Source organism: Candidatus Glassbacteria bacterium (assembly GCA_019456185.1).
Lineage (GTDB): Bacteria > Gemmatimonadota > Glassbacteria > GWA2-58-10 > GWA2-58-10 > JAJRTS01.
This window is the reverse complement of sequence record VRUH01000006.1, coordinates 65,241-88,892: the sequence shown is the minus strand read 5'-3', so window position 1 is coordinate 88,892 and position 23,652 is coordinate 65,241. Positions and strand designations below refer to the sequence as shown.

At 57.0% G+C, this 23,652-nt stretch carries 17 protein-coding genes and 1 pseudogene; 3 read left to right on the top strand and 15 right to left on the bottom strand.

Features of this window, described 5'->3' with window-relative positions; all coding sequences use genetic code 11:
- Positions 1-66 precede the first annotated feature (66 nt).
- The 14 genes and pseudogenes from FVQ81_03905 to FVQ81_03840 all read right to left on the bottom strand — a co-directional run bounded on the left by FVQ81_03905 (position 67) and on the right by FVQ81_03840 (position 15,702).
- Complete coding sequence (locus tag FVQ81_03905) at positions 67-1,050, bottom strand: hypothetical protein (protein MBW7995716.1); 984 nt, start codon at positions 1,048-1,050, stop codon at positions 67-69.
- Complete coding sequence (locus FVQ81_03900; GenBank protein ID MBW7995715.1) at positions 1,047-3,086, bottom strand: formate dehydrogenase subunit alpha; 2,040 nt, start codon at positions 3,084-3,086, stop codon at positions 1,047-1,049. The genes FVQ81_03905 and FVQ81_03900 overlap by 4 nt, the downstream gene beginning before the upstream one ends.
- On the bottom strand, positions 3,083-3,928 hold the full coding sequence (locus FVQ81_03895) for an oxidoreductase (protein ID MBW7995714.1): 846 nt from the start codon (positions 3,926-3,928) through the stop codon (positions 3,083-3,085). The genes FVQ81_03900 and FVQ81_03895 overlap by 4 nt, the downstream gene beginning before the upstream one ends.
- A 364-nt stretch (positions 3,929-4,292) precedes the next feature.
- The gene (locus tag FVQ81_03890) at positions 4,293-4,445 is read right to left on the bottom strand and encodes a transposase (protein ID MBW7995713.1); all 153 of its coding nucleotides are present in this window, start codon (positions 4,443-4,445) and stop codon (positions 4,293-4,295) included.
- A 36-nt stretch (positions 4,446-4,481) separates the two neighbouring features.
- Positions 4,482-5,168, bottom strand: coding sequence for an ABC transporter ATP-binding protein (locus FVQ81_03885; protein MBW7995712.1), 687 nt, complete (start codon positions 5,166-5,168; stop codon positions 4,482-4,484).
- Positions 5,169-5,191: 23 nt separating this feature from the next.
- Entirely contained in the window at positions 5,192-6,724 is a 1,533-nt protein-coding gene (locus FVQ81_03880) for a TolC family protein (protein MBW7995711.1), read from the bottom strand.
- Positions 6,725-6,793: 69 nt separating this feature from the next.
- Positions 6,794-8,032 carry an FtsX-like permease family protein gene (locus FVQ81_03875; GenBank protein ID MBW7995710.1) on the bottom strand — a complete coding sequence of 413 codons (1,239 nt, stop codon included), beginning with the start codon at positions 8,030-8,032 and terminating at the stop codon, positions 6,794-6,796.
- Between the two features lie 27 nt (positions 8,033-8,059).
- Positions 8,060-9,088 carry an HlyD family efflux transporter periplasmic adaptor subunit gene (locus tag FVQ81_03870; protein ID MBW7995709.1) on the bottom strand — a complete coding sequence of 343 codons (1,029 nt, stop codon included), beginning with the start codon at positions 9,086-9,088 and terminating at the stop codon, positions 8,060-8,062.
- Complete coding sequence (locus FVQ81_03865; GenBank protein MBW7995708.1) at positions 9,085-10,359, bottom strand: efflux RND transporter periplasmic adaptor subunit; 1,275 nt, start codon at positions 10,357-10,359, stop codon at positions 9,085-9,087. The genes FVQ81_03870 and FVQ81_03865 overlap by 4 nt, the downstream gene beginning before the upstream one ends.
- Positions 10,360-10,381: 22 nt before the next feature.
- Positions 10,382-11,599, bottom strand: coding sequence for an HlyD family efflux transporter periplasmic adaptor subunit (locus FVQ81_03860; GenBank protein ID MBW7995707.1), 1,218 nt, complete (start codon positions 11,597-11,599; stop codon positions 10,382-10,384).
- Positions 11,600-12,069: 470 nt separating this feature from the next.
- Positions 12,070-12,285, bottom strand: a pseudogene (locus FVQ81_03855) (DUF2961 domain-containing protein).
- Positions 12,286-12,386: 101 nt separating this feature from the next.
- Entirely contained in the window at positions 12,387-13,481 is a 1,095-nt protein-coding gene (locus FVQ81_03850; GenBank protein MBW7995706.1) for a carbon-nitrogen hydrolase family protein, read from the bottom strand.
- Positions 13,482-13,662: 181 nt separating this feature from the next.
- Positions 13,663-14,097, bottom strand: a complete 435-nt coding sequence (locus FVQ81_03845; GenBank protein ID MBW7995705.1) for a hypothetical protein — start codon at positions 14,095-14,097, stop codon at positions 13,663-13,665.
- A gap of 375 nt (positions 14,098-14,472) precedes the next feature.
- Positions 14,473-15,702: an amidohydrolase family protein gene (locus tag FVQ81_03840; GenBank protein ID MBW7995704.1), complete on the bottom strand. Its 1,230-nt coding sequence runs from the start codon at positions 15,700-15,702 to the stop codon at positions 14,473-14,475.
- A gap of 162 nt (positions 15,703-15,864) precedes the next feature.
- On the opposite strand from FVQ81_03840, the gene FVQ81_03835 reads away from it, so the two are divergent.
- Together FVQ81_03835 and FVQ81_03830 are read left to right on the top strand one after the other, a co-directional pair.
- Positions 15,865-17,310 (top strand): trimethylamine methyltransferase, encoded by a 1,446-nt coding sequence (locus tag FVQ81_03835; protein ID MBW7995703.1) that lies wholly within the window; start codon positions 15,865-15,867, stop codon positions 17,308-17,310.
- 47 nt (positions 17,311-17,357) lie between these two features.
- Entirely contained in the window at positions 17,358-18,854 is a 1,497-nt protein-coding gene (locus tag FVQ81_03830) for a sodium-dependent transporter (GenBank protein MBW7995702.1), read from the top strand.
- Between the two features lie 34 nt (positions 18,855-18,888).
- Here the strand turns inward: FVQ81_03830 and FVQ81_03825 are convergent, their stop codons facing one another.
- Complete coding sequence (locus FVQ81_03825) at positions 18,889-21,129, bottom strand: family 20 glycosylhydrolase (GenBank protein ID MBW7995701.1); 2,241 nt, start codon at positions 21,127-21,129, stop codon at positions 18,889-18,891.
- Between the two features lie 639 nt (positions 21,130-21,768).
- Here FVQ81_03825 and FVQ81_03820 point away from each other — a divergent pair.
- Positions 21,769-23,640, top strand: coding sequence for a DUF362 domain-containing protein (locus FVQ81_03820; protein MBW7995700.1), 1,872 nt, complete (start codon positions 21,769-21,771; stop codon positions 23,638-23,640).
- The last annotated feature ends 12 nt before the right edge of the window (positions 23,641-23,652 follow it).

Sequence of the window (23,652 nt, the reverse complement as noted above, 5' to 3'; positions counted from 1 at the left end):
GTGCATCTGTGGTGGATTGAATCCGGTATGGAGGAGTTATGGGGTGCGCCCAGGCAGGTGAGCGCATTAGCCGAACCGGTCGACGATTTCTCTTGAGACCGCCATGATGCCGATCCCCGTGGGGCAGATTTCATCGCATCTTCCGCAGAGGAAACAACTGATCACTCCCCACCTTCGCGGATCGTCCACCAGCTTGTGGTGGAGCCGTCGGCGGGTCCTGCTCATCTGCGCTCCCATCGGGTTGAATCCGCTGGCTTCGCGGGCATAACCACTCAGTTGGCAGGAATCCCAGAGCCGGCTGCGCACGGTTTGCCCGTTGTAATCCCTGTCGTAGACCTCGAAACACGTGCAGGTCGGGCAAACAAGGTTACAGCCGGTGCACTCGATACAGCGCTCCGCCAGTTCGGCCCAGTAGTGGTCCGGCACCTTTCGGCCGGCCAGCAGCTCGGCGGTTTTTCTGAGCAGTTCCTCTCCTTCGACCGAGAGCGACTCTGATTCTTCGGTCAATTCCACGGGCAGGCCCTGCCGGAGGCTGCCTTCTATCTTCTCTTCCAGTTTCCGGCCCCGCCCGGAGTAGGCAACGCAATAGAACACCTCGCCATCGCAAACCAGTTCCAGGTCACATTTCCCGCCGCAGATTCTGGAAAACCCGCCGTCTTCGGTGCACCTGCCGGAAAGCCCCACCACAACCGCAGACTGGCGCCGGCTGAAATAGAGATCATCCCTGTAGCCGCAGTTGAAAAAGTTGTCCGTGAACTCCAGGCAATCCAAGTCCGGAGCCCTGAGGCCCACGACCAGCAAAGGCTTGGCCGGTGCGGCGGGCAGGCTCATCTCATCGCTGGAGGAAATAATCAGCACCCGGTCGCAGTGGGGAAAGAAGACGCTGGCCGGCCTGGCTGCGGTCCGCCTGCCGGTCAGGCTGAGCTTGCCTTCATCCGGGCTGCCCATGGAAACGGTGCCGTCGCTGAGAGCCACCGGCACAACCACCTCGTACTCCTGCCGCACCGAACCGAGAAAATCCTCCAACTGTCCCAAACTGGCCGCCTTCATTCAGACCCCCTGATTCGGGCCGCGCAGACCTTGTATTCGGGGATTTTCGACTCCGGGTCGAGAGCGTTGTTGGTCAGCGCGTTGGCCGGGCTCTCTTCGAAATGGATCGGCATGAATATCACCCCGGGAATTATTTTATCGGTTACCCTGGCCAACACCCGTACGCTGCCGCGGCGCGTGGCCACCTCTACCGGCTGGCGGTCGCCGATTCCCAGCCGTGCGGCGTCGGTGAGGTTTATCTCGACGTAGGGGTCCCGTTCCTCGCGCTGCAGGACCTGGGTCCTGCGGGTCATGGTGCCGGTGAGCCAGTGGAAGTAGCTGCCGCCGGTCGAAAGAATAAACGGGTAATCCCGGTCGGGGGTTTCGGCCGGAGGCCTGTATTCTACCGGAGAGAACCGCCCGAGCCCCCTGGTGAACTTGCCGGTATGCAGGATCGCGGTGCCCGGGTGGTCTTTATCCGGGCAGGGCCACTGCAGGCCCACCGGGTCTATCCGTTTGTAACTGATCCCGCCGTAGATCGGCGTCAGGCTTGAAATCTCGTCCATCACTTCCGAGGGTGAGGCGTAGTCCATGCCCCCATAGCCGCACCGGCGAGCCAGCTCACAGATTATTTCCCAGTCGGCCCGGCTGTGGGCCACTGGTTGCGCCGCCTTGTTGACCAACTGCACCCTGCGTTCAGTGGATGTGAAGGTGCCGTCTTTTTCTGCATAGCAGGCCGCCGGCAGGATAACGTCGGCAAATTCGGTTGTGGGTGTGGGGAATATGTCCTGGACAGCGATGAATTCCAGCTTTTCCAGAGCTTTTTTCACGTGGCCCTGGTTCGGGCCGGACATTACCGGGTTTTCTCCCACGATGAAGAGGCCTTTGAGCGTACCCCCGGCGGCGGCTTCGATAGCCTGGGTCTCGGTCAGCCCGGGGCTTGAAGGCAGCCCCTGCACGCCCCAGGCCCGCTCGAACCGGCCGCGAATGGCCGCATCGTCCACTTTCTGGTAGCCGCTATAGACGTTTGGCAGGGCGCCCATGTCGCAGGCCCCCTGCACGTTGTTCTGCCCCCTGAGCGGATTGACCCCGGTGCCGGGTGAGCCCAGGTTGCCGGTAAGCATCGCCAGGTTGGCACAGGATTTTACGTTGTCCACTCCATGGGTGTGCTGGGTGATTCCTATTGAATAGACCAACATGGCCTTGCCGGCGGTGGCGTACATTCTCGCGGCTTCGACTATCTGCTGAGCTTCGAGCCCGGTAATTTCGGCAACTGCCTGCGGTGTATAATTCTTTAGGGTTTTGATCAGCTCGGCATAGTTCTCCGTACGGCTGTCGATGAACTGCTTATCCTCTAGGCCCTCGGCGATGATAACGTGCATCAGCCCGTTGAGCAGGGCCACATCGGTGCCGTTCCTGTGTTTCAGGTGCAGGTGGGCCGAGCGTGCCAGCCTGATAGTCCGGCTGTCGGCCACGATCAGTTTGGTGCCCCTGCCGACCGCCTGCAGGATCCTGGAGCCGATAACCGGGTGCTGCTCGGTGGTGTTCGAGCCGGTGACGAATATCAGCTCGGTCTCCTCGAAACAGCCGATGGAATTGGTCATGGCCCCGGAACCGAAAGCCGCCGAGAGGCCCACAACCGTTGAGGAATGGCAGAGACGGGCGCAATGATCTATGTTGTTGGTTTTGAAGACAGCCCGGGCCAGTTTCATCAACAGGTAATTTTCCTCATTGGTCGTCTTGGCCGAGGATTGGAACATCAGCGAATCGCTGCCGTATTTGGCCGCCAGTTCCTGTAATTTATCGCTGACCAGTCCCAGGGCCTCGTCCCAGCCGGCCTCCCTGAATTTCCCATTGGTTTTGATCAGGGGGGTCTTCAGGCGGTCGGGATGGTTGACGAAATTGAAAGCATTCCAGCCCTTGACGCAAAGCTGGCCCCGGGTCGAGGGATGGCCGGTGGCGGGTTCCACCCCGATGAGTTCCCCATAGCCGTCGCCCACCAGATAAAAAGTGCAGCCGGTCCCGCAGTAGGGGCATGTCGTCAGGGTCTTACTCATAGCGCTCCCCACAATTCGCTTACATCCTGGAGTGGGAATACGGGCCCGTCCAGGCAGCAGTAGAGGTGCTCGATCGCGCAATGGCCGCATTTACCAATACCGCATTTCATATGGCGCTCCAGGGAAACCGTAATCCGGCTTTCCTCCAGGCCTTTTTTTCGCAGTTCCCCGATAACCGGCCTGTACATCAGCGGCGGCCCGACGATCACGGCCCGGGTATTGTCAGGATCAACAGCGAGCGGCTCGATCAACGCCGGGACAAAACCCGTGTGGCCCCTGTAGCTGGCATCACCTCCGTCGCTGTCCACCGTGGTCAGGCAATCCAGGCTGTCCGAATTTTCCCAGGCGCTCAGTTCGTCCTTGTAGAGCAGGTCTGCCGGAGTTTTGGCCCCGTAGAGGATCGTCACCCGGCCAAACTCCTTCCGGCGGTCCTCGCAGTACTGGATCAGCGAGCGAAGGGGGGCCATCCCGCAGCCACCGGCAATCAGCAGCAGGTCGTTGCTCCGCAGGCCGCCGACTTCGAAACAACTGCCGAACGGGCCGCGCACTCCCACATTGTCGCCGGGTTTCAGCCGATGCATGGCCCCGGTCAGGGTGCCTGCCTGTCGGATACCCAGTTCAAGGTAACCGCCCCGTGTGGGCGAATTGGAGATAGAAATCGGTGCTTCGCCGTAGCCGGCCAGAGAAAGCTGGATAAACTGGCCCGGCTTGTGCATGAAACTTTTGCCGGCGGGAAATTCCAGCCGGAACAGCTTTTCCGTGGGAGACAGCTCCGACACCGATCCGATGGTAAAAATGTCCGGCAGATAAATTGATTGGCTTGCTGGCCTGCTCTTGCTCATGGGGTGCTCCGGGTCGGCTGGGGGACGGCCGGACAACGGTTCTCACCGGGAGAACAGGGCTGAAAGCAGTTAATTCGACATTCCCCATATCAAAATTAAAACTGCCAAAGATGGTTTAATTTTTTGATTTTGAGCGAAATCTTTCGTCCTTTTAAGCTTGCATCGAGAGATTCCCATCATCTCTACGAAAAATTATCCGTTTTCATCAGGAGTATCAATTATTTTCTGGGCCTGAGCAGGAAAAAAGATACTTCCCCCTCAGAGTGACCTGCCTCCCGAAAAAAGATTTCATTGAATAGTAGAGCAGTCAAACCGCCAACGCCTGAATCAACTCTATTATGTTTTTGGGTGAGCTTGCCCCCATTCATGTACCAGTCATAAAGTTGGGATTGGAGGTTAAGTTTGGCTCAGATGCCCGGTATTGCCGGGGAGTCAGGTGGTTCAGGGCCATGTGAGGCCGGCTAACATTATAGTGCCTCCTCCAGGATTGGATTTTCTCGAGATGGATAGCCGACAGTCCGCACCCTGACTTGTTTCCGCAATTTCAGCGCGTTCAATCTCTGGACACAACCCGATCGCTTTCGATATGGCCGTCCATCAGGCGGACAATCCGGCTGGCGTTGGCCGCGAGATACTCTTCGTGGGTCACCAGGATAATCGTGTTACCCTGCTGGTGAAGCGCATTGAATATCCTCATGATCTCCTCGCCGGTCTTTGAATCCAGGTTGCCGGTCGGCTCATCGGCGAGGATAATCGACGGGTTGTTGACCAGGGCCCGGGCGATCGCCACCCGCTGGCGCTGTCCGCCGGAAAGCTCGTTGGGCCTGTGCTCCATCCTGTCGGCCAGCCCGACCCGGGCCAGCGCCCGTCCGGCCGCCTCGACCCGCTGCTCGGGGCTGGCTCCGCTGTATACCAGCGGCAGCGCCACGTTGGTCAGCGCGTCGGTGCGGGGAAGAAGGTTGAAGGTCTGGAACACGAAGCCGATCCGGCGGTTACGGATACCGGCCAGGGCGTCGTCGCTGAGCGAACTCACCAGCTCTCCGGCGAAATAGTGGGTCCCCGAACTCGGCGTGTCCAGGCATCCCAGGATATTCATCAGCGTGGATTTGCCGGAGCCCGAGGGGCCCATGATCGCCACGTACTCGTTCTCATCTATCCGCAGGTCCACCCCGCGAAGAGCGTGCACGTCGTAGTTGCCCACCCGGTAGATCTTGGCTATTTCATTCAATTCGATCAGCATTCCGTTGTTCCCGCTCCGGCCGGTCAACTCGCGTCCTCGACTAGGCTCCTGCCGTTCTCCCAGTCGTAGAGCGTGTTGCGTTTCAGGTCGGCGACAGCCAGCTGGTAGGCGATAAACGCCGACAGGTAGTTCTGGCGGGCATTGGTCAGCCTTACGCGGTTGAGCGCCAGGTCCTGGCTGGTGATATCTCCGTTGACGAACCGCGCCTGGCTGATCTCGTAGCCCCGCAGCGCCACCTCCTCGCTCTGCCTGAGTACGTCCAGGCGGCCGAGAGTTTCTTTCAGCCGGGTGATTACCGCCCTGATCTCGCGGGTTACCCTGCGTCGCTCCTCCTCTTCGCTCAAGCCAGTCACCTGCAGGGTGGCGCGGGCCTCGGCCACCTCGGCCCTGTTGACCCCGGAATCCCAGATCGGCAGGGAGAGCGTGAACGTGACCCCCCTGTTTTTCGGCCGCTGCTTGAGGTCCTCGATACTGGAGCGGAACAGACGCGATACGCTGCTGCCGTAGTCCAGCAGCGGGTCGCTGACGCCGGTCAGGTCGTAGTAGGCGCTGATTACGCCGCTGATCGCCGATTGTGCGTCGGTTTGCTCCAGGGTGATTTCGGCCAGCCGGCGGTTGATTTCCCGTTCGCGGATCTCGGAGCGGTAAGCCAGGCCATGCTCGACCGCTTGGCGTTGATCCACCTCGAACCGCCTGATCCGCAACTCGGTGGTTACGTCGACACGCTCCTCCAGCGGCAGCCCGACAGTGAGCTTGAACAGGTCCTCCTGCTGCGAAAGACTCCCCTCGGCGCTCAGCATATTGTTGCGGCTCTGGGCCAGGTCGACCTCCATCTGCAGGGCATCGACCTCGGGGATCAGGCCGGCTTCAAACTTGCGCTGGGCCAGGTTATATGACTCCTGCTGCTGCTCCACTTCCTCCCTGGCGATCTCCAGTTCGCGTTTGGTGCGGTAAAGGTTGAAGAAGGATTCGGTCACCTGGTAGACAACGTCCAGCTCGGTGCGGGTAAAATCCCGTTGGGCCAGCTCGTGCTGAAGATTCGCCCGCTCGAGACCCAGTTTGAGCGTGTTGGGTACGAACAGGGGCTGGCGCAGTTCGAGACGGAGCGAGGTATAGAAGCGCTTGTCCTTATCGGTGGTGTTCAACTGGTCGCGGAAGACCGATTCGCGGGTTTGGTAGAGATTGGAGTTGAGACTGATCCTGCCGTCGGTGGGCAGCGGCTGGGTGATCGTCAGTCTGCTCTGCCATCTCAGCCTGCCGGTGGTGTTGTAATAGGGGACCTCGTTCGGGATCCGGAACGGCTGGACGCTCTCCTGAAAATCGGGTGCGTTGAGCTGCATCGTGATCTGGGTGCGGAACCGTCCTTTGGACGCTTTAACCAGCTGCTCGGCCCGGATCAGGTTCAGCCGCTCCACCCTGGCGCGGTAACCTCGCTCCAGGGCCAGCTCGATTGCATCGTCAACTGTCAGGTCCACCGGTTCCAGCTGGGCAGCCAACTGAGCGGTCGCTGGCGTTAAGCAGAGAATCAGCCCGGCGATACGCATTTTCAGGTTCATGCTAACCTCTCAATACTATAGCTGATTATGGGTAACTCATTAAGCGACTGATGGTCTGGAGAGACTGAACTACTCGTAGCGCAAGGCCTCGATGGGGTCGATACTCGCCGCCCGCCTGGCCGGCACGGTGCCCGAGGCCACGCCCACGCCGCCGGAGACCACGAAGGCCAGCAGGACGTGGAGAGGAGAGACAATCGAGCTGAAATCCCCGATATTGCCCACGATCACCGAGAGGATAATCCCCAGGGCGATCCCGATCAGTCCGCCCACCAGGCTCAGACCCACCGATTCGAGCAGAAACTGGATCTGGATATCATGCCGCTTGGCCCCCAGCGCCCGCCGGATACCGATTTCGCGCGTCCGCTCAAGCACCGAGGCGAGCATGATGTTCATGATTCCGATCCCGCCCACCAGCAGGGAGATCGCCGCGATCGAACCCAGCACGATGTTGTAGATCCGGCGCTCCTTCTCCTCCTGCTTGAGCAGCTCGAACGGGATCACGATATCGAAATCCTTGTTGTTATGGTGCCGCCGCTCCAATATCCGCCGGATCACCGCGCCGGTCTCCACCAGGTCGTCCGAATCGGCCACCTTGAGTGTCAGCTGGTCGATTTCGCTGGCCAGGTTTTCCTCCTTGTCGAACCTCATCAGGAACGCCGAGAGCGGGATATAGATATCCTGGTTCAGGTTGCGGGCGGCCAGTTCGCCCACTGTTTCGGTGTAGAGCGAGCGGTTGCCGATCACACCGGAGACCTCGAACCACTGGTCGTTGATTTTTACCTGCCGTCCGAGCGGTTCAACTGACGGGAACAGGTCGCGGGCCACCTCGCTGCCCAGCAGGCAGACCTTGGCCGCGCGGTCGCACTGCTCCCGGCTCAGCGCTACGCCGGCGCTGAGGTCGTAATTGAGAATCCTGAACAGATCCGGTGTTGCGCCCACCAGCACGGACTTGACCGATTTGTCCTCGAATTTCGCCTCGACCTCGAGTTCGGCCTGGGGGGCGATCCGCTCGACAGTCGACACTATCTCTCCGATCGCCCCGGCGTCGGCCAGCGACAGCCCCGCCGAGAACTTGGCCCTCGCTTCTTCGAGTTCCTGATCGCTGAGCCTTTTTTCCCGGACGATAATGTTGTTGACCCCCAGCACCTCGAACTTGGCCAGGGCCTCCCGCTTGGCGCCCTCGCCGATCGAGAGCATGGCGATTACCGAGGCCACGCCGAGGATAATCCCCAGCATGGTCAGCAGGGAGCGGATTTTGTGGTAGGACAGGCCCTCGAGACCCATCTTGAGATAGTCACGCAGTTCCATGCTGCCGCTTGACTCCGGGAAAGTGAATCAGGGATTGGCGGTTACCGTTTCCGCCGTCGACAGGAATTCGCAACTGACAGTCATACCGGGTTTCAGAATCCGGTCCGTACCGTCCACCAGCACCACGACATCGAAGACCTTGATACTCGAATTGCGGTTTTTGCGGTGGCAGGTGTAGCTGATCGAGGTAATCACCCCATCGAACACCTTGCGCGGATAGGCGTCCAGGCGGACCAGCACCTTCTGGCCCGTCTCGATCTTGCTGATATCGGTTTCGTTAACCGCGGTCTCGGCTTTCATCTGCGACATGTCCGGCAACTGGACAATCGGCCGGCCTCTATGAAGCTTGTCGCCGACCTGCACTTTGCGGCGCTCACGGTCCTGACGGATGATACTGTAAACCACCATTCCGGGAGCCGGAGCGGTGAGCGTGAAATTTTTGATCGCTCGTTCCGCGGTGGTAATGACGGAGCGTGTCTGCTCGATTTTGGCGAGCTGGATCTTGAGCTCCTGCACCTGCACCAGTTTTGTCGATTCAATCTTGCGTCCGGCCTTTTGCATTTCGATTTCCGCGTTCTCCAGCTCGAGCAGCTCGATATTTTTTTTCGACTCGGATTCGTAGGCCACGCGCTGGGTGTCGATCCGGGCCTGACGATGCCGGGAGAGGCGCTGCCTGAGTTCGGCGTTGAGCTTTTCCAATGCCGTGGCCTGGTTCATTTTCATACTGCTCAGGTCGGCGAGGGCAATCTCCAGTTCCGCCTCGGCGTTTTCCAGAGCTTTCAGCGCGCCGGATTTATCGAGCTCCGCCACAACGTCTCCCCTGTCTACGATAGTGCCTTCTGTCTCGAGGAATGTTATCTGCGGCTGGCCGTACGACCAGTTGTACCAGGGCATCACGATCCCGGTACTGCTGACCGCCTGAAGGTGTCCGGTTTCGGTGAACAGGGACACGGCCCCGGGGCCGGAATCTCTCTCGTCCCGCTCCGCTGCGCCGCAGGAGATGAGCGCAGTCAGAGCCGCAATCAAGATGATTTTACCGCCGGCATGCTTCATCATTGCTCCTCTTCACCGTTACCGCCGCTGTCTTCCTCTTCCTCCGCGGAGACTGTCGGGTCGATCAGGGCCACGCTCTCTCCCTCCTCCAGCCCCTCGACAACGACCGCGTAGTTCTCGCTTTCGGTGCCGATTTTAATGTTACGCTCGTCGAACCCCGCGCCGTTGCGGACATAGACAATCCGCTCACCGTCCCTGAAAAACAAGGCCTCCAGCGGGATAAACAAGGTATCCGGAATTTCGTCAATCAGGATTTCGCAGCTGACAGTCATGCCGGGCAGCAGGCGCTCGTCTTCGCCATCGAGGTAAATCGTGGTTTCGAACACCATCACCGACGATGAGCCCCGGTCCTTTCTCGTGGCCAGGGTGGCAATCTCCTTGACGTTGCCGGTGAATACGGTGTCCGGGTAGGCGTCGAGCCTGATCCTGACCCGCTGGCCGATTTCCACGCGGGAGATATCGATCTCGTTGACTTTTGCATCGGCCTTGAGCAGAGATAAGTCCGGCAGGCCAATCAGGGGCCAGCCCGGATATACCTGGTCGTTGACCTGAACTTTTTCGCCGGTCTGCCGGTTTTCGCGCAGGATCGCGATTCCCGGCGAGGGAGCCAGGACAGTCAAGCTCTCGAGGGTTTCCCGCGCCTGCTCGAGTTTGCTGCGGGCCTGGTTGACTTTAAGCTTCAGCTTGCTCCGGTCCTCATGCTGGACCTTCTTCTTGTTCTCAATTTCCCTGCGCGCCTGCTCGACCTGGATTTCCGCATTTTCCACATTGAGCTCGATCTGCTTGCGGTCAATTTCAGCCTCGAACGATGACTGCTCGAGCTTCAGCCTGGAGATACGCAAGTCGATCTCGGCTACCTGAAGGTCGGACTCCAGGTCTTCAATTTCAGAACTGTGATTGAGCTCGGTTTTGGCCAACTCGGCCAGGGCGATATCCAACTCGTTCTGCGCATCGGTCAGCGTCTTTTCAACTTCGGAGGGGTCGAACTGGGCCAGCAGTTCGCCTTTTTCCACTTTCTTCCCGTCGTCCACCAGCGTGGCGATTTTAGGCATTCCCATCGACCAGCTCAGCGCCGGCGCGGAAATCACCTGCGAATTGACGGCCTTGAGGTCGCCGGTGACAGTAAGGGTGTTCTGGAAGTTCCCGCGCGCCACTGTGTAAACCGGAACCGTACTGCCCAGCGGACTGCCGCAGGAGAGGCTGAGCGCCAGCGGAACAGTCGCCGCTGAATACACCAGCAAATGTTTGACCGCTTTCAACTCCGCTACTTTCATATAATCCGCTTCCCTGTAGTTGCTAATCGCCGGCGATCAACGAACGGTCCGGCTCGCGAAGGGCCAGTTGCTCGCCGCCGTCCAGGCCCTCAAGGACAACCGCGAAATCCGCGCTCTTTGCTCCCAGCTCCACCTGCCGCACGCTAAACTCTCCGCCGGAGAAGGCGTAGACCACTTTGGCGCTGTCCCGGTCGAATACCGTTTCCAGCGGTACTACAACCGCGTCCTCTACATGCTCCTTTATCACAGTGCAACTCGCCGACAAGCCCGGCACCAGGCCCGGGGCGGTAGTGTCGATCGCCACCACCACTTCCACCTTTTTCACAGCCGAATTTCTTCTGACAGGCTTGGCCACCTGGGCCACCTGGATCACCCTGCCGCTGAGTTTAAGCCCTCCCAGCGACTCGATAGTGATTTCCGCAACCTGGCCGGCGGCCATCCGCTGGACTTCCGTTTCGCTCAACTGCAGTTTTATCTGCACGGTGGAAATATCGGCAATAGAGACCACCGCCCCCCCGGGGATAGCGGGGTCTCCTGGTTTGAAGAATTCTCGGGTTAAAAAGTTCCAGTGGTATAGAACATAGCCGTCAACCGGCGCCTCCAGTACCAATTGCTCCATGTTTGACCGCTCTGTCCCGACCTTGCTTTGCTCCTGCTTGATCCGCAGCAGGAACTGTGAGCGTTCTTTCTTGTGCACTTGACTGATAGAATCCAGCTTCTTGCGGCTCTTGGCGGCCTCGATTCCTGATTTGCGGATTTGCAGCTCCCTGATTTCGCGTTCGCGCGGGGCCACGAACTCCAGCTCGGCCAGCTTGAGCCGTGAGGATTGCATCGAAGCCTCCGCACGCCTGACCTGCGCCTCGAGCTGGGCGATCCGGCTCTCCTGCTCCGCGTCAAGCTTGGCCAGATCGGAACGGACGGTTTCAAGGTTGCGCTCAGCCTGTTCCAGCTTGACGCGGATCTCTTCATCGTTGAACCTCATGGCCACATCACCTTTCCGGACGTAGGAAAATTCGGGCGACAGGAAGGACAGTTGAGGAAGTGTCTCCCTAAGACGGGGCGCTTGCAGGGGAAGTTGTCGCTGAGCTTCCACAATTCCCTCGGCGGTGATCGATGAGACCAGGTCCTGCCGGGTGACCAGAAAGGTCAAAGGAGCCGCACCGCCGGCGGCTGAGCCGCAGCCGGCGAAAACGGCCGGAAGTATGACTGGAAGAATCGCGAGGATTCCAGATGAAGCCATGTTTTTAAGAGCTGAAATCTGCACTTTTCCAGACCGTGAAAAAGATATTTATTTGAATCAGCTTTGTGCAGCAGCGTTCGGACCAGAAAAACCAGTCAGGAAACAAGCTTGAAATATCTATTCGTTCGCAGGTGTTATTGCCAGCACTCTTTATTCTTATACACCACGGACAGGCATCTGGTTACATTTTTTTCCGGGTTAGCGATATTGCGCGCGTATCAGCGAATGTCAGCCGCGCCCCAGCCGCGCCAAACCGGATTGCTCAAAATAGAACGTATCCGCCCTGATTGCAATCGTATTATCATTCATTCCATTGTCCGGCTTGTCTTTCAGCGTGTTCCTCCCCGCCAGGTTGAATTAACACGGGAGCCTCTGCACTATCAGCCGGTTTCATTTCATCGCGCAAAACAACGCGGGGGCTGGTTTGAAACCAGCCCCCGCGTTTATTATCCCTGTGCAATGCTGTACTCTCAGCGTACTTCCAGATAATCCTTGTCCGGCAGCTTCGGAAATCCGGCGTGCGGCTCGCGCTGGTACCAGTAGGCCACCGAGGCGATATCGTCCTGCAGCGGCAGGTAACGGCCTCCGCTGCGCCAGCCCAGGGCCTGGATAGTCACCTTGAGGTCTTTCTCGAACCGGACCGGGTCCAGCACGTGCCAGCGGTAAAGACCGAAACGCTGGTTGGAATTATTCGGACTCGAGGGACGGATGAAAAGTTCGACCCGCGCAACCTGAGGAGGGAGGAAGCTTCCCTGCCGGCTCATCAGGCTGAAAGATGGAAGACAAGTTATCGCCTGGTATCTCCTTTCGGGCTATAGTCGACCGCTTTTAACGCCTTCAGTTGTCTCTTGCGGTCACCGGTGGTAAGACGCACGTCCGGGTAGCGTTCCAGCAGGAGAGGATTCGGCTCTGTCAGGAGCTTGTATGTTTCGGGCCTTCTGAGAAGCAGCCTCATTGCCCGAATATTGTCAGTGCCGTTGATATTCCGCCACCATTCGCTGGAATTTGTCCGGTCCCGGGAGAAGTCTATTTCAGCCATGATGACCGTATCTGTAACCCCCACCGCCTCGGCCACCACCTTGCTGTTGAAATCGATAATTCCGCTGCCGTCCTCGCCGTAAGCAACCGGGGCCAGGTAAACCGAGTTGTCCTTGGCCCGGGTCAGGTAGCGATGGGCGGTGGCCAGAGGGCCATCGTTCTCTTTACCGCCGGTGGGATTGAAAATCAACTCCGCTCCTTTTAAGGCATAAAGCGCACAGATTTCCGGATAGGTCACCTCATAGCAGGTGGCGATCGCTATTTTTGCGAAGTCGGTGGTAAAAACCTTGTATTCATCCCCTCGGCTGACCACCCAGGTTTCCATGACCGGAAGGTGAGTTTTTCTGTGCTTGCCGATTATCTCGCCGTTACGATCCACGACCAGCGCCGTGTTGTATACTTTCTCGCCTTCCCGTTCGAACATCGGTGCGATTATATACATCCGGTATTTATGGGCGATTTCCGAAACGCGCCGGCTTATCGGGCCGGGGATCGGCTCGGCCAGAGAGGTGAAAAGCAATTCTCCAGTCTCCGGGTCCGTAGTCTCGAGATAAAGCAGGTAGGGGCCGATATGTTGAATGTCTTCCGGGCCGCAGACCAGATCAGCCCCCAGCTCGCCGGCACGCTCGAAGAGACGGAAATTGTTTTCAAGGTTCTCCTGGCATTGCGGGCGGATCCTGGCCGGGTCATATTCACTGGAAAACGGATCCTGCCATTCAATATTCCTGGGCTGGGTAACTGCAATCCTGGCGGTCTTCCCTGACCGGGCAAAGAGGAAAGTCCCGCTGCCGGCCGCTAAGAGTAAAACCAATACCAGGCAAACAATCAAGCCTGAACTCTTCATTTTCTCACTCCATTTCTGATGCAGTGGCCGAGATTTAATCGAAAAGAATTCCTCGGAGCTTGCTCCGGGCTTACCGCATTTGGTTTATTGCATTTAGAAATTCCGCTGGCACAAAGTGCCAGGAAATTGGCATAATGCCCCGTGGCTTGCCGCGGGGAGAGTCAATTTTTCAGGAATTTCTTTATTCGCGATAGAAATGAGAGCAGGAGGCCTTCAGCCAAGAGCCCAGGATGCTAAGCAGAGAAGTTTTTTTACTCAAAATGCGAGCCAGGCTATCAGATTGCTCGTCGCTGTGGAAGTGGAGGTGATTTTCTGTGTTGGGAAAAGCTTTGGCAGACGAGGGTTTTGGACAATATTTGGAATCCAGGATTTCATGGTTCCAGTTCGCCGGCCGAATGTGGGATACTTTTTCTCCGTGCCGCATGTTAAGCGGACCGTGTTGGAAATCTTTGAACTTAGCCATTGCAAACCTCCAGGTTGAAGATTTTGCATCTACTTGATTATGGCTTTTGTCATGCTTGAAGTCAATCAACTGAAAAAAAAGACCCGGCAATTCCATTTTTCTGGAATTTGCCGGGCCAAGTGCGGGTACAGCACAAAAAAACTTCTTCCACAACTACCCCCGCACCTGATTAAACATAGTGTTTCAAAAAGAAATTTGCAAGTATCTGGGAATTCTTTTTGTTGATGGGAAAGGAAAGCATTGATCTGCCCCCACGAAAACGAGTCCGGAAACAGCTGATGAAAGTAAGCCTCCACAACCTGAATCTGCTCAATCAGGGCGTCCGGCATACCTGCGGGGAATTTTTATAAATAGTTCCGTCAGTTCCGCGATATAAAGAGATAGGGGCTGCTAATGGCTAGCAGGCCTTTTTTATTACCGTTCATCCCCTTAATGTGCTAATCCCGGATTTCTTTCGGCGGGGCGGTATGCAGAGACTGAAACACATGAAAGAAGAAAAGTCTTTTGTCCGGATTGCACCGGGTTTCCTCAGATACCCGGGTACCATGTTTTTGCGTTGCGGTAAAATACCTTTTTCAGAACAGCAGCCGGCAGCTTAAGCCCCTGAACTCTGGAGGATTCGCTGATCCAGGGAACACCGATCTCCTCATCCGAGGCAAAATAGCGATAGTCCGAGAGATAGGTATTGTCGAGTTTTCCGAGGTCTCCATCCACACCGTTTTCACCCCAACCGGATACAAGGTCTGTCCCGTAAAGAAGGCGGTCCTGGTATTTTATCATGAAATCGCGAACCTTTTCCCGCCCATGCTCCTGCAAATTATAAATTCTCTCCGCCAGATCAACAGCAAAATTGGGGTATCTGTCCAACCTCAAGGACAACTCATTCAAATCCCATTCCAGGCTGCCGAGATGAGCGCCAACCACCCTCAAGTCCGGATGTTTTTCGAGCATCCTGTCCCTGGATGCGATTTGTTCCCAATAGCCGGGGATTTCGGGATGAATGTAGCCGTGATACCTGGGGTTCTCGCCATAATAATCCCGAGACCGCTGGTTCGACATCGACTCCAGCGGTTGCCAGCAATTGTACGGCTCACCGATATGGGCGGTCAGAGTCAACCCCTTGGAGCGGATATAGTCGAGTACCGGGTCCAGCCGCGGGTCGTCGATCATCACGTAGCCGCCCTCAGGGTCTTTAAGCACCATACCGAACTCTTTCCAGACTTTGACCGCAACGGCTCCGTGCTCAATTCCCTCGTCGATTGTCTTGATTGCCTGTTTCTCCCAATCCGGTGAGTTCCAGTTCTCGAGATTGAAAGAAACGGCCCACTCAACGCGGTTTGCATAACGTGAATGTAATCTTTCAGCCAGTCCGATCTGTTGGCGAAGATCGAACCAGTTTGTACCCACGGTGCAGAGCGAGAGCCACTGCATGTTGTGTTCATTCAGCTTGGCAATGAACTTCTCTTCATCTTCCACTGCCAGGGCCATGAAATGAGCGTGCGCGTCTAGTTTGGGTTCCTGCATCAGTTCTGCCACGGTCATAAAGGACACATTCTCATTCGCGCCTGACATCTCGCCCTCCGCCGGTTCTTTTCCCGAACTGGCGCATCCTGCACTCAACGCTGTAAGACAGACAAAAACCGCCGGGAAAAGATAATTTTTCCGCGCCGCCCGTTCATCATCCATCTGCGAGCCCCCCTCGACTCGTGCCATCAACCTGTTTTCCCAAACGGTAGCACTAATCATGAGAGAACTCAAGTATCGTTGGACCCGGAAAAAGTCCTTTTCCCCCCGCTAAAGGTGTCCTGGCCGTGGTGCTTGAATTCCTGCATATTTAATGCTACAGTCTTTGGAAATAAACCAGCCAACAAACTTTTGACTCATGCAGGTACACTTACTTTGCCTCGAAGGTATCAATCGATGGATCCATCCCGCTATTCGCCCTCACTGCGTTTAACTGTGTTGAATCCTGAAGAGTTGAAGAAAATTCACGAGGCCAGCCTGACGATACTCGAAAGCCAGGGGATGAGGTTCATGCATCCCGGCGTACGCGAACTCCTGCTGGAGCACGGTGGTAGCGCGGGTGAGGATGATCTCGTGATGATACCGGCGGAACTGGTGACAAACGCTATCGAAACCGCGCCGGAAAAGGTTGTGATCCATGACCGGAACGGAAAGCCCGCAATGGAACTCACTGCCCGCAACGTCTATTTCGGCACGGGTTCCGACACGCCGCAAACATTCGATCCCGAAGCTGGGAAACTCAGAAAATCGGCCAAAAAAGACAGTTTCCGGATGGCCGGATTCGTTGACGCCATGCCGAATCTCGATTTTGTGATGAGCATGGCTATCGCCGGAGATTATCCCGGTACCAGTTCGTTCGTACACCAATTCGATGCGATGCTGAGCGGGACTGCCAAGCCGATTGTTTACACCGCCCAGGGCCTCAAAGACATCCAGCCGATCCACGAAATAATGTGCGCGCTAAGGGGCGGTGGCGAGGAAGCTTCGAGCAAACCCTTCGCCATTCTCTATACCGAGCCCATTCCGCCGAGAATACATACCCGGGAAGCTCTGGAGATGATCCTCTTCTGCGCCCGGCACAGGCTGCCGGTGGCCTATCCTACAGGCAGCATGGCCGGCGGCACCGCCCCGGTCACCATGGCCGGGGCAATCGCATTGGGCAATGCCGAATGCCTCGCCGGCCTGGTTGTCCATCAGCTGAGTTCCCCCGGCGCCCCGTTCATTTTCGGCGGTAATGTCACCGCAATGGATATGCACCTCGGCGCCTTCACTTACGCATCTCCGGAATTTCACTTTTCCTTCAGCGCCTTCGGTGATCTCGCTCACCATTATAAATTGCCTGTCTGGGGACTCGCCGGGGCGGCTGACAGTAAAACCCTGGATGCCCAGGCGGGAGCCGAGGCGGCTCACCAGATTCTGCTGGCCCTGTTAAGCGGTGAAAATCTGGTTCACGATGTGGGGTATCTGGCCAGCGGCATGGTAAGTTCCATGGAGATGATCCTTTTTTGTAACGAGGTGATCGGGATGCTGCGCAAGGCCACCGAGGGCCTGATAGTCGACGATCGGACATTGGCCCTGGAGGCGATCCAAAGGGTGGGCGCCGGAGGCCACTTCCTTCAGGACGACCACACTATCGGGCACTGCCATGAAATCTGGACACCATCGTCGTTTAACCGCGAGCCTCTGGAAATGTGGAAAATCTCTGAGAGCAAAGACCTTTTCGCCACCCTGAATACCAGGGTCAAAGAGGTTCTCGCGGGTCACCGGAGCCCGGAACTGAGTCGGGAAGCGCGCAAGGATATCGATCAGATTTTAAGCGCCCGGGAAAAGCTGGATTGCTGAGAGGAGACAGGGCAATCCAACTAGTTGACAGGCTGTTTTGACTCCAGATGCCGGATAACTCGATGGACGCAAAAGAACCTTCCCGCTCAAAGGGTATGGACTATTTCTCATCGAGATTGGGGCTGCTGCTGGCCGCGGTCGGCCTGGCCGTGGGGACAGGCAATATCTGGAGGTTCCCCAAAGTTGCGGCGGCCAATGGCGGCGCTGTCTTTATCTGCTTGTGGCTTGCATTCCTGTTCCTCTGGTCAATCCCGCTGATGACAGTTGAGAGCGCAATCGGCAGAACGACCCGCTATGGCACCGTGGGTTCCTTTCTGCGGGTAGCCGGACCGCGCAAAGCCTGGATGGGCGGATTCATGGCAATCGCGGCCGCCGGAATAATGTGCTATTACTCGGTTGTAACCGGCTGGTGCCTGAAATTTTTTTTGGGAACCTTGAGCGGGGCCGTGACCGCTCATACCGGAATGGATTACTGGAGCGGTTTTGCCGGCAGCTGGGAGGCGGTATGGTTCCATTGGGCCGCGGCGGCTGTTGTCGGGATTATCGTGCTGGGCGGCGTGCGTGCCGGCATAGAGAGGTCGGCGGTTATTTTTGTGCCCGTGCTGAGTTTAATTCTGGTCTTTTCAGCTCTCAAGGCCTTGCTCCTGCCCGGAGCGATGTCGGGAGTTAAATATCTTTTTCAGTTCAATCCCGAAGATTTCTTCAATCCCCAAATCTATGTCGAGGCCCTGGCCCAGTCCGCCTGGTCGACCGGCGCCGGCTGGGGACTGCTGCTTACGTATTCGGCGTACTCTCAGCCTGGCGAGCGTGTTGTGGAAAACTCCGCGATAGTCGGTGTTGTCGACAGTGCGACAAGCATTCTGGCCGCCCTGGCGATAATTCCCACCGTTTTTGCCCTGATGCCCGCCCAGGAGGCGTTACAACTTTTAGGTAAAACAGGAGAGTCCAGCACCGGACTCATCTTCATCTGGATGCCCAGGCTGCTGGGCCAGGGCGGCGGTCAGGCAATGATAATCTTCTTTTTCTTCGCACTGTTGATAGCCGCTTTAACCAGTCTCGTTTCACTGGTGGAACTGGCGGTAAAGAACATGATCGATATCGGGTTCAAGCGAAAAACGGCCACCCTGGCCGCGGTGACAGTCATGATTATCGCGGGAACGCCAAGCGCCTTGTGGAGCAATGTATTCGACAATCAGGACTGGGTGTGGAGTCTGGCCCTGCTGCTTTGCGGCCTGTTTTTCTGCATCGCGGTGAAAAAATTCGGCGCCAACCGATTCCGCAGTGAAATGATCAACCTGGGATACAATAACGATATCCGGCTCGGCAGGGGATTCGACTTTATCGTTCTCAGGTTGATCCCGGTCCAGTTTACCGTCCTGATCGTATGGTGGCTTTATTATTCGGCGAGCTGGAATCTGGACAGCTGGTGGAACCTCTTCTCGAAATTCGGGATCGGCAACCTTTTTATCCAGTGGATGCTGGCGGTGTCTCTGGTAGTTTGGCTGGCTCCATACCTTGTCGGCAGATTGACGGAAAACAATTGATGTCACTTCGATCCAGCCGGCGGGAGCCGGGCGGTCAATCTCCCAAGGCCGGCGGTTCCAGGCCGGTCCCGGCGGCGAAGTTGCGGATGAACTCCGCAAAGCGAGTATTCCAGCGTTCGAGACCGATATTTTCCAGGGGTTCCAGCATGTAGTCCAGACCCGGCCGGCGGTCGGCGCGGTGGTCCTTCAGGTCGTCGAGCACGTGGACGAACTGCCGCCCGCCGGCACTGCGGCCTTTCTCGTACCTGCTTTTCTCCCAAGTGTTTTTGAGGCCGCTCCACATCACGGCCCGGTCCTCGAGTATCCCTGCCACAACAGCGTGAGTCCGGGCCATGATTCCGACAACCTCCTCCTCCCTCTCCTGCTTCAGCGCCAGGGACGCGCTATGCAGCAGTTTTTCCACTTCGTAAAGGTCGAGCAGCATCCTGCAGAAGTGCTTTTCGAACCGCGCGATGGAAAGCATGACCTCGACGTTGTAGCGGTTGCGGTCGACACTGGCCAGCTTGCCGCTGAGGAAATGGATCAGCTGATCCAGCCTGATAGACATCTCGGGCGCCATCTCAAGCTGCCTGGCGTATTTGCGGCTGAAATTGTCTTCGGTCACCAGGGTCATGTCGTAGCTGAAAGGGAACTGCGGCGGCTCCAGGGTGAGGTCGATCCGTGTCGTGTCGCGGCCCTTGCGGGCATAACTTCCGTAGGATGGCTTCAGGCGACTGGCGGGAACACGGTCCAGGGCGTTTTCATAGAACCTGGCGCCCTCCATCAGCGTACGGTAGGCCTCGATCATATCATGATTGCCGCTGCCGTAAAAAACATCCATGAAATCGGCTGCATTCTGTTCGACGGAAGGCCCCTGCGGCGACCAGCCGTATTGGGTGACTGTCGCCCAGCCCAGCCAGAAGAGTTCATCATGAAGGCCGCTGTCATCCCAGGCGGCGGCGTAGGTCCCGATCACTTTGACACCACGGCCGAGCACATCGTTTACCGAGCTTGCCGCCGCACTCAATCTGCCGGATATCGGGTTGCCCCGGTAGCTGAACGTTGACGGGAAATAGTTGGGCACCAGCAGTTCGCCGCCCTGCTGACTGCTGTAGATGAGCTGTTCCACGCCGGCCTTTTCCAGTCCCCGGTTCCAGCTGTCGCTCCTGCCGGCGTGGGTTACGCCGTTTATCAGCCCCCGGGGCAGCAGCCGGATATGGTCCTGGAGCAGGGGATACTCAACCCAGCACAGCATTCTGCGCTCACGCTGCTCCAGCCAGTCAAACGCACGGTTGACGAACTCGACCCAGGTCAAACTGCGGTTTTCATCGTTGTATGGCCGCGCTTTTCGGCACTTGCCGCAAATGCCTGCGTAGTAGATTTCATCCGTGGACACGTGAAAATACTCTACTCCGGGTGTCGCTTCGATCATATCCGCGTACATATCGAATATCAACTGGACGGCATCTTCGTCACAGAGGCAAATCTGGTAATTATTCCCATCGGCCCTGAAACCGGCAAACTGGTCGTGTTTTAAAACGTATGCCATATGGGCCGGTGATTGGATCTGAGGGATAAGCTGTATGTAACGCTCCAGGGCGTAGCGGGTCAAATCCTGCATCTGTTCCTTGCGATAGGCCCCGGGAGCGCCGATAACGGGATGGGTCGGGTACTCATATTTGTCCTCCAGCTCGAATCCGATTGCATTGACCTTGAAATATGCGGCCCAGTCAACGTAGCGCTTCAGGGTTTCGATCCTGTTCTGATGGTGCTTGGTATCCCAGTGGACGAAACGCATCTCCAGCCTGGGCCAGTCGGTAACAGTGCCCGCCGGAACGGTCCATCCGCCGCCGCGCGCAGGTCTCAACAACTGCAGGAATGTCTGGACGCCATAGAGCAGTCCTTGTCCGGCGTTACCGGTAACTGTCACAGAGTCTTGCCCGATATCGATTCGGTATGCCTGATCTGCCGAGCCTGCCTGCGGTCCATCCTCAACCGCGCCGGGAGAGATAAGCAGAACGATTTTTCCACCGCCGCCCTCGAACGCCAGCCCGTGGAGTTGGTCGGCCCCCCGCATCAGGCGCTTGAACGCGATATGGTCATTGCCGGCACGGCAAACGACTTCCCAGCTTTCATCGATTTCGATATCACGCTCTCCGAGTTCCGCCTGCTGGGGACAGGGCAGCACGCTGTATCCTCTGGCGCGCAGTGACAATTCCGCGCCGGCGGAAACTCCGCTCATTCCAAAGACAAGCATCAGTATCGCGAGGACAAAACAGCCTGTTTTGTGATTCATCCCGATCACCCCGTTAAAGCTTTAGAAGTATTGGGCCATGCAGTGGCTCCGGCCCGGAGAAATCAAGCACTAAGCCAGAAGAGGTAGTTATTAAGGTATGGATCTAACATAAATAGCACAACAGTCAAATCGTTTCCTGAACGCTCCTGTCCGCAGCGTTGACAGCGACTGAGTTGACTAACCAGGCCCACGGCGGAGAGGCGCAGCTGTCCTCTTGAGTTATCTGTTTACCGGTTGTAAGATTATCGAAGGATAAAAGAGCAGCGCGGCTGTTTACTTTGAACAGCGTGCGGGTTTCTTCCGAGGGATTTTTTAAACGAAGACACTGCCGGCATCATCCCCGCAGGCAATCCGCTTGATTGATACCCGGTTGGCCGGAGCGGAGAAAACAGTGATGTTAAAGAGATAATAATTAACAGGCAACTGAAAATCTTTAACAACTTTTAGCCTTGCAACACGTTATTTCATGTGAGACAAAAGATAGGCTCCGCTCATTGATGAACCATCGGTAGACGAGTGTTTTTCCTTGTTTGACAGCATATCAGCCGATACCTTTGAAATACCATTCTCATCCTGTTCTGATTTGGAATTCAGCAGAGCTGGTTTTTCAACGGCCGGGTTCTCCTTTCGCCAGAGATTATGACTTTGATTTCCCGCAAAAATAAAATCCTGCTGTCGATAATCCTCGCCCTGGTCGTTGTCGACTATATTGTCTGGTCTCAGCTGGCGGTTCAGCACACCCGCTGGTGCTGGTATTCGGAATGGCGTTACGATCCGGATAAATCGAGCACGGTTGCAATCGTGCGCAGCGACAACAACTCCCTGAGCGAGCCGGCGCCTGTTTCTGAAAGCCTGAGCTACGACCAGGTGGCCGCGATGGTTGAGCAGGCCGTGACTCTTGCCGGCGGCCTGGAGGCTTATCTGGACCAGGATGACCGCAAAATCGTAATCAAGCCCAACATCGTGGAGCCAACCTACCGGGGCAATGGCGCGATCACCGACTGGCGGGTCGTTAAAGCCCTGGTCCTGATGCTCTACCGGATCAACCCCGAGTTCGAAATTATCGTGGCCGAGGGCGCCGGCGGCTGGGCCCGGCCGGGGACGCCATATGCCCCCCCCTGGTCGCTGGGATCGGACGGTTATGTGGTGTCGGGTTACCAGGAAATGATCGAATCTCTCCGGGGCGATCCATCTTACCCGGACCTGAATCTGAATTGGGTGGATCTGAATTACGACGAGGTGGAGGTCACCACGGCGGCCTCGCCGAGACTCTCCGACGCCCAGACGGTTTTCTATCTGCCCAAAACAGTGCTGGACGCCGATTTTTTCATCAATGTACCCGTGATGAAAGTCCATACCACAGGCATCACCGTGGGTCTCAAAAACTATGTCGGGGTGCTGCCGGGCATGGAATACGGCTGGTCCAAGGACCAGGGGTACAACAATAACGGCAGAGGTCTGGGCCACTCGGCCACCATCCTGCAGAAAAATTTTGTGGATGTGGCGCAGACGGCCGGCTGCGATTTCGTAGTGGTCGATGCTGTCGTGGGTAAGGAAAAGACCAAGTTTGCCTCCGGGACAGCCCGGCGGCGCAACATGATCGTGGCCGGGGTCGATATTGTCAGCGTCGATGCGGTCTGCGCGCGGCTGATGGATTTCAACCCGGACGACATCGAGCATATCACCCTGGCCGCCCTGGCCGGCATGGGGCAGAATCAACAGGATAAGATCGCGATTAGCGGAAATACGATCGAAGAGTCGGCAAGCCCGTTTGTCAAGGCCGCTAAGCAGATGGATGCCGCGGTGAAAAACAAGGCCTATCCCTATTACGGCCAGAGTAACCGGATCTGGCTGTTGAACGGTCCGTATTTTGTCGCGTACATGGCCGATGCGGACCTGCCCGGCGGCGAGGAGGACGCGGAGCCTGCGCCCGGGAGGGACGGATGGAGCGAGGCGGTATTCTTTTACGATGACCTGATCGATCCGGCCGGCTTTTTCCAGGACTCAGTCGACTGTGTTTACTATGCGTTCAGCTATCTCGAAGCGCCGGAAAAACGCGATGCGCTTCTGTGGGCCGGCTCCGACGGAAACATGGAAGTCTGGCTCAACGGCCGACCGGTATACGAGTACGATGGCGGAGTCCGTCAGCACAGGCTGCCGAACGATGTTGTGGGCATCCAGGTCGAAGCAGGAGTCAACAGGGTGCTGGTCAAGGTAAAACAAACATTCGGAGTATGCCGGTTCAGCCTGAATGTCTGCGAGCCGGACACGAATGTATCCTACGCCGGTAACCGGCTTGCGCAGATACGGTTCACCACGGCTGTCGAACCGGAACGTGCAAACGGAGATTACGACGGGGACGGTGCGGTAAATATATTCGACCTGCTGAGACTGTTGACGGAGTTGCGCAGTAACAACCAGGACCCTGAATACGACTTCAATGCGGATGGCCGGGTGGATATTTTCGACCTGCTGGGCCTGCTGAAATCGCTAAGTCAGAGCAACCAGTAAAACAAGGCTGCG

Excerpts from the sequence above, each read along its gene's own strand:
- FVQ81_03905 (MBW7995716.1), bottom strand. The coding sequence starts at position 1,050 with ATGAAGGCGGCCAGTTTGGGACAGTTGGAGGATTTTCTCGGTTCGGTG.
- FVQ81_03900 (MBW7995715.1), bottom strand. The coding sequence starts at position 3,086 with ATGAGTAAGACCCTGACGACATGCCCCTACTGCGGGACCGGCTGCACT.
- FVQ81_03895 (MBW7995714.1), bottom strand. The coding sequence starts at position 3,928 with ATGAGCAAGAGCAGGCCAGCAAGCCAATCAATTTATCTGCCGGACATT.
- FVQ81_03885 (MBW7995712.1), bottom strand. The coding sequence starts at position 5,168 with ATGCTGATCGAATTGAATGAAATAGCCAAGATCTACCGGGTGGGCAAC.
- FVQ81_03880 (MBW7995711.1), bottom strand. The coding sequence starts at position 6,724 with ATGAACCTGAAAATGCGTATCGCCGGGCTGATTCTCTGCTTAACGCCA.
- FVQ81_03875 (MBW7995710.1), bottom strand. The coding sequence starts at position 8,032 with ATGGAACTGCGTGACTATCTCAAGATGGGTCTCGAGGGCCTGTCCTAC.
- FVQ81_03870 (MBW7995709.1), bottom strand. The coding sequence starts at position 9,088 with ATGATGAAGCATGCCGGCGGTAAAATCATCTTGATTGCGGCTCTGACT.
- FVQ81_03865 (MBW7995708.1), bottom strand. The coding sequence starts at position 10,359 with ATGAAAGTAGCGGAGTTGAAAGCGGTCAAACATTTGCTGGTGTATTCA.
- FVQ81_03860 (MBW7995707.1), bottom strand. The coding sequence starts at position 11,599 with ATGGCTTCATCTGGAATCCTCGCGATTCTTCCAGTCATACTTCCGGCC.
- FVQ81_03850 (MBW7995706.1), bottom strand. The coding sequence starts at position 13,481 with ATGAAGAGTTCAGGCTTGATTGTTTGCCTGGTATTGGTTTTACTCTTA.
- FVQ81_03835 (MBW7995703.1), top strand. The coding sequence starts at position 15,865 with ATGGATCCATCCCGCTATTCGCCCTCACTGCGTTTAACTGTGTTGAAT.
- FVQ81_03830 (MBW7995702.1), top strand. The coding sequence starts at position 17,358 with ATGCCGGATAACTCGATGGACGCAAAAGAACCTTCCCGCTCAAAGGGT.
- FVQ81_03825 (MBW7995701.1), bottom strand. The coding sequence starts at position 21,129 with ATGAATCACAAAACAGGCTGTTTTGTCCTCGCGATACTGATGCTTGTC.
- FVQ81_03820 (MBW7995700.1), top strand. The coding sequence starts at position 21,769 with ATGACTTTGATTTCCCGCAAAAATAAAATCCTGCTGTCGATAATCCTC.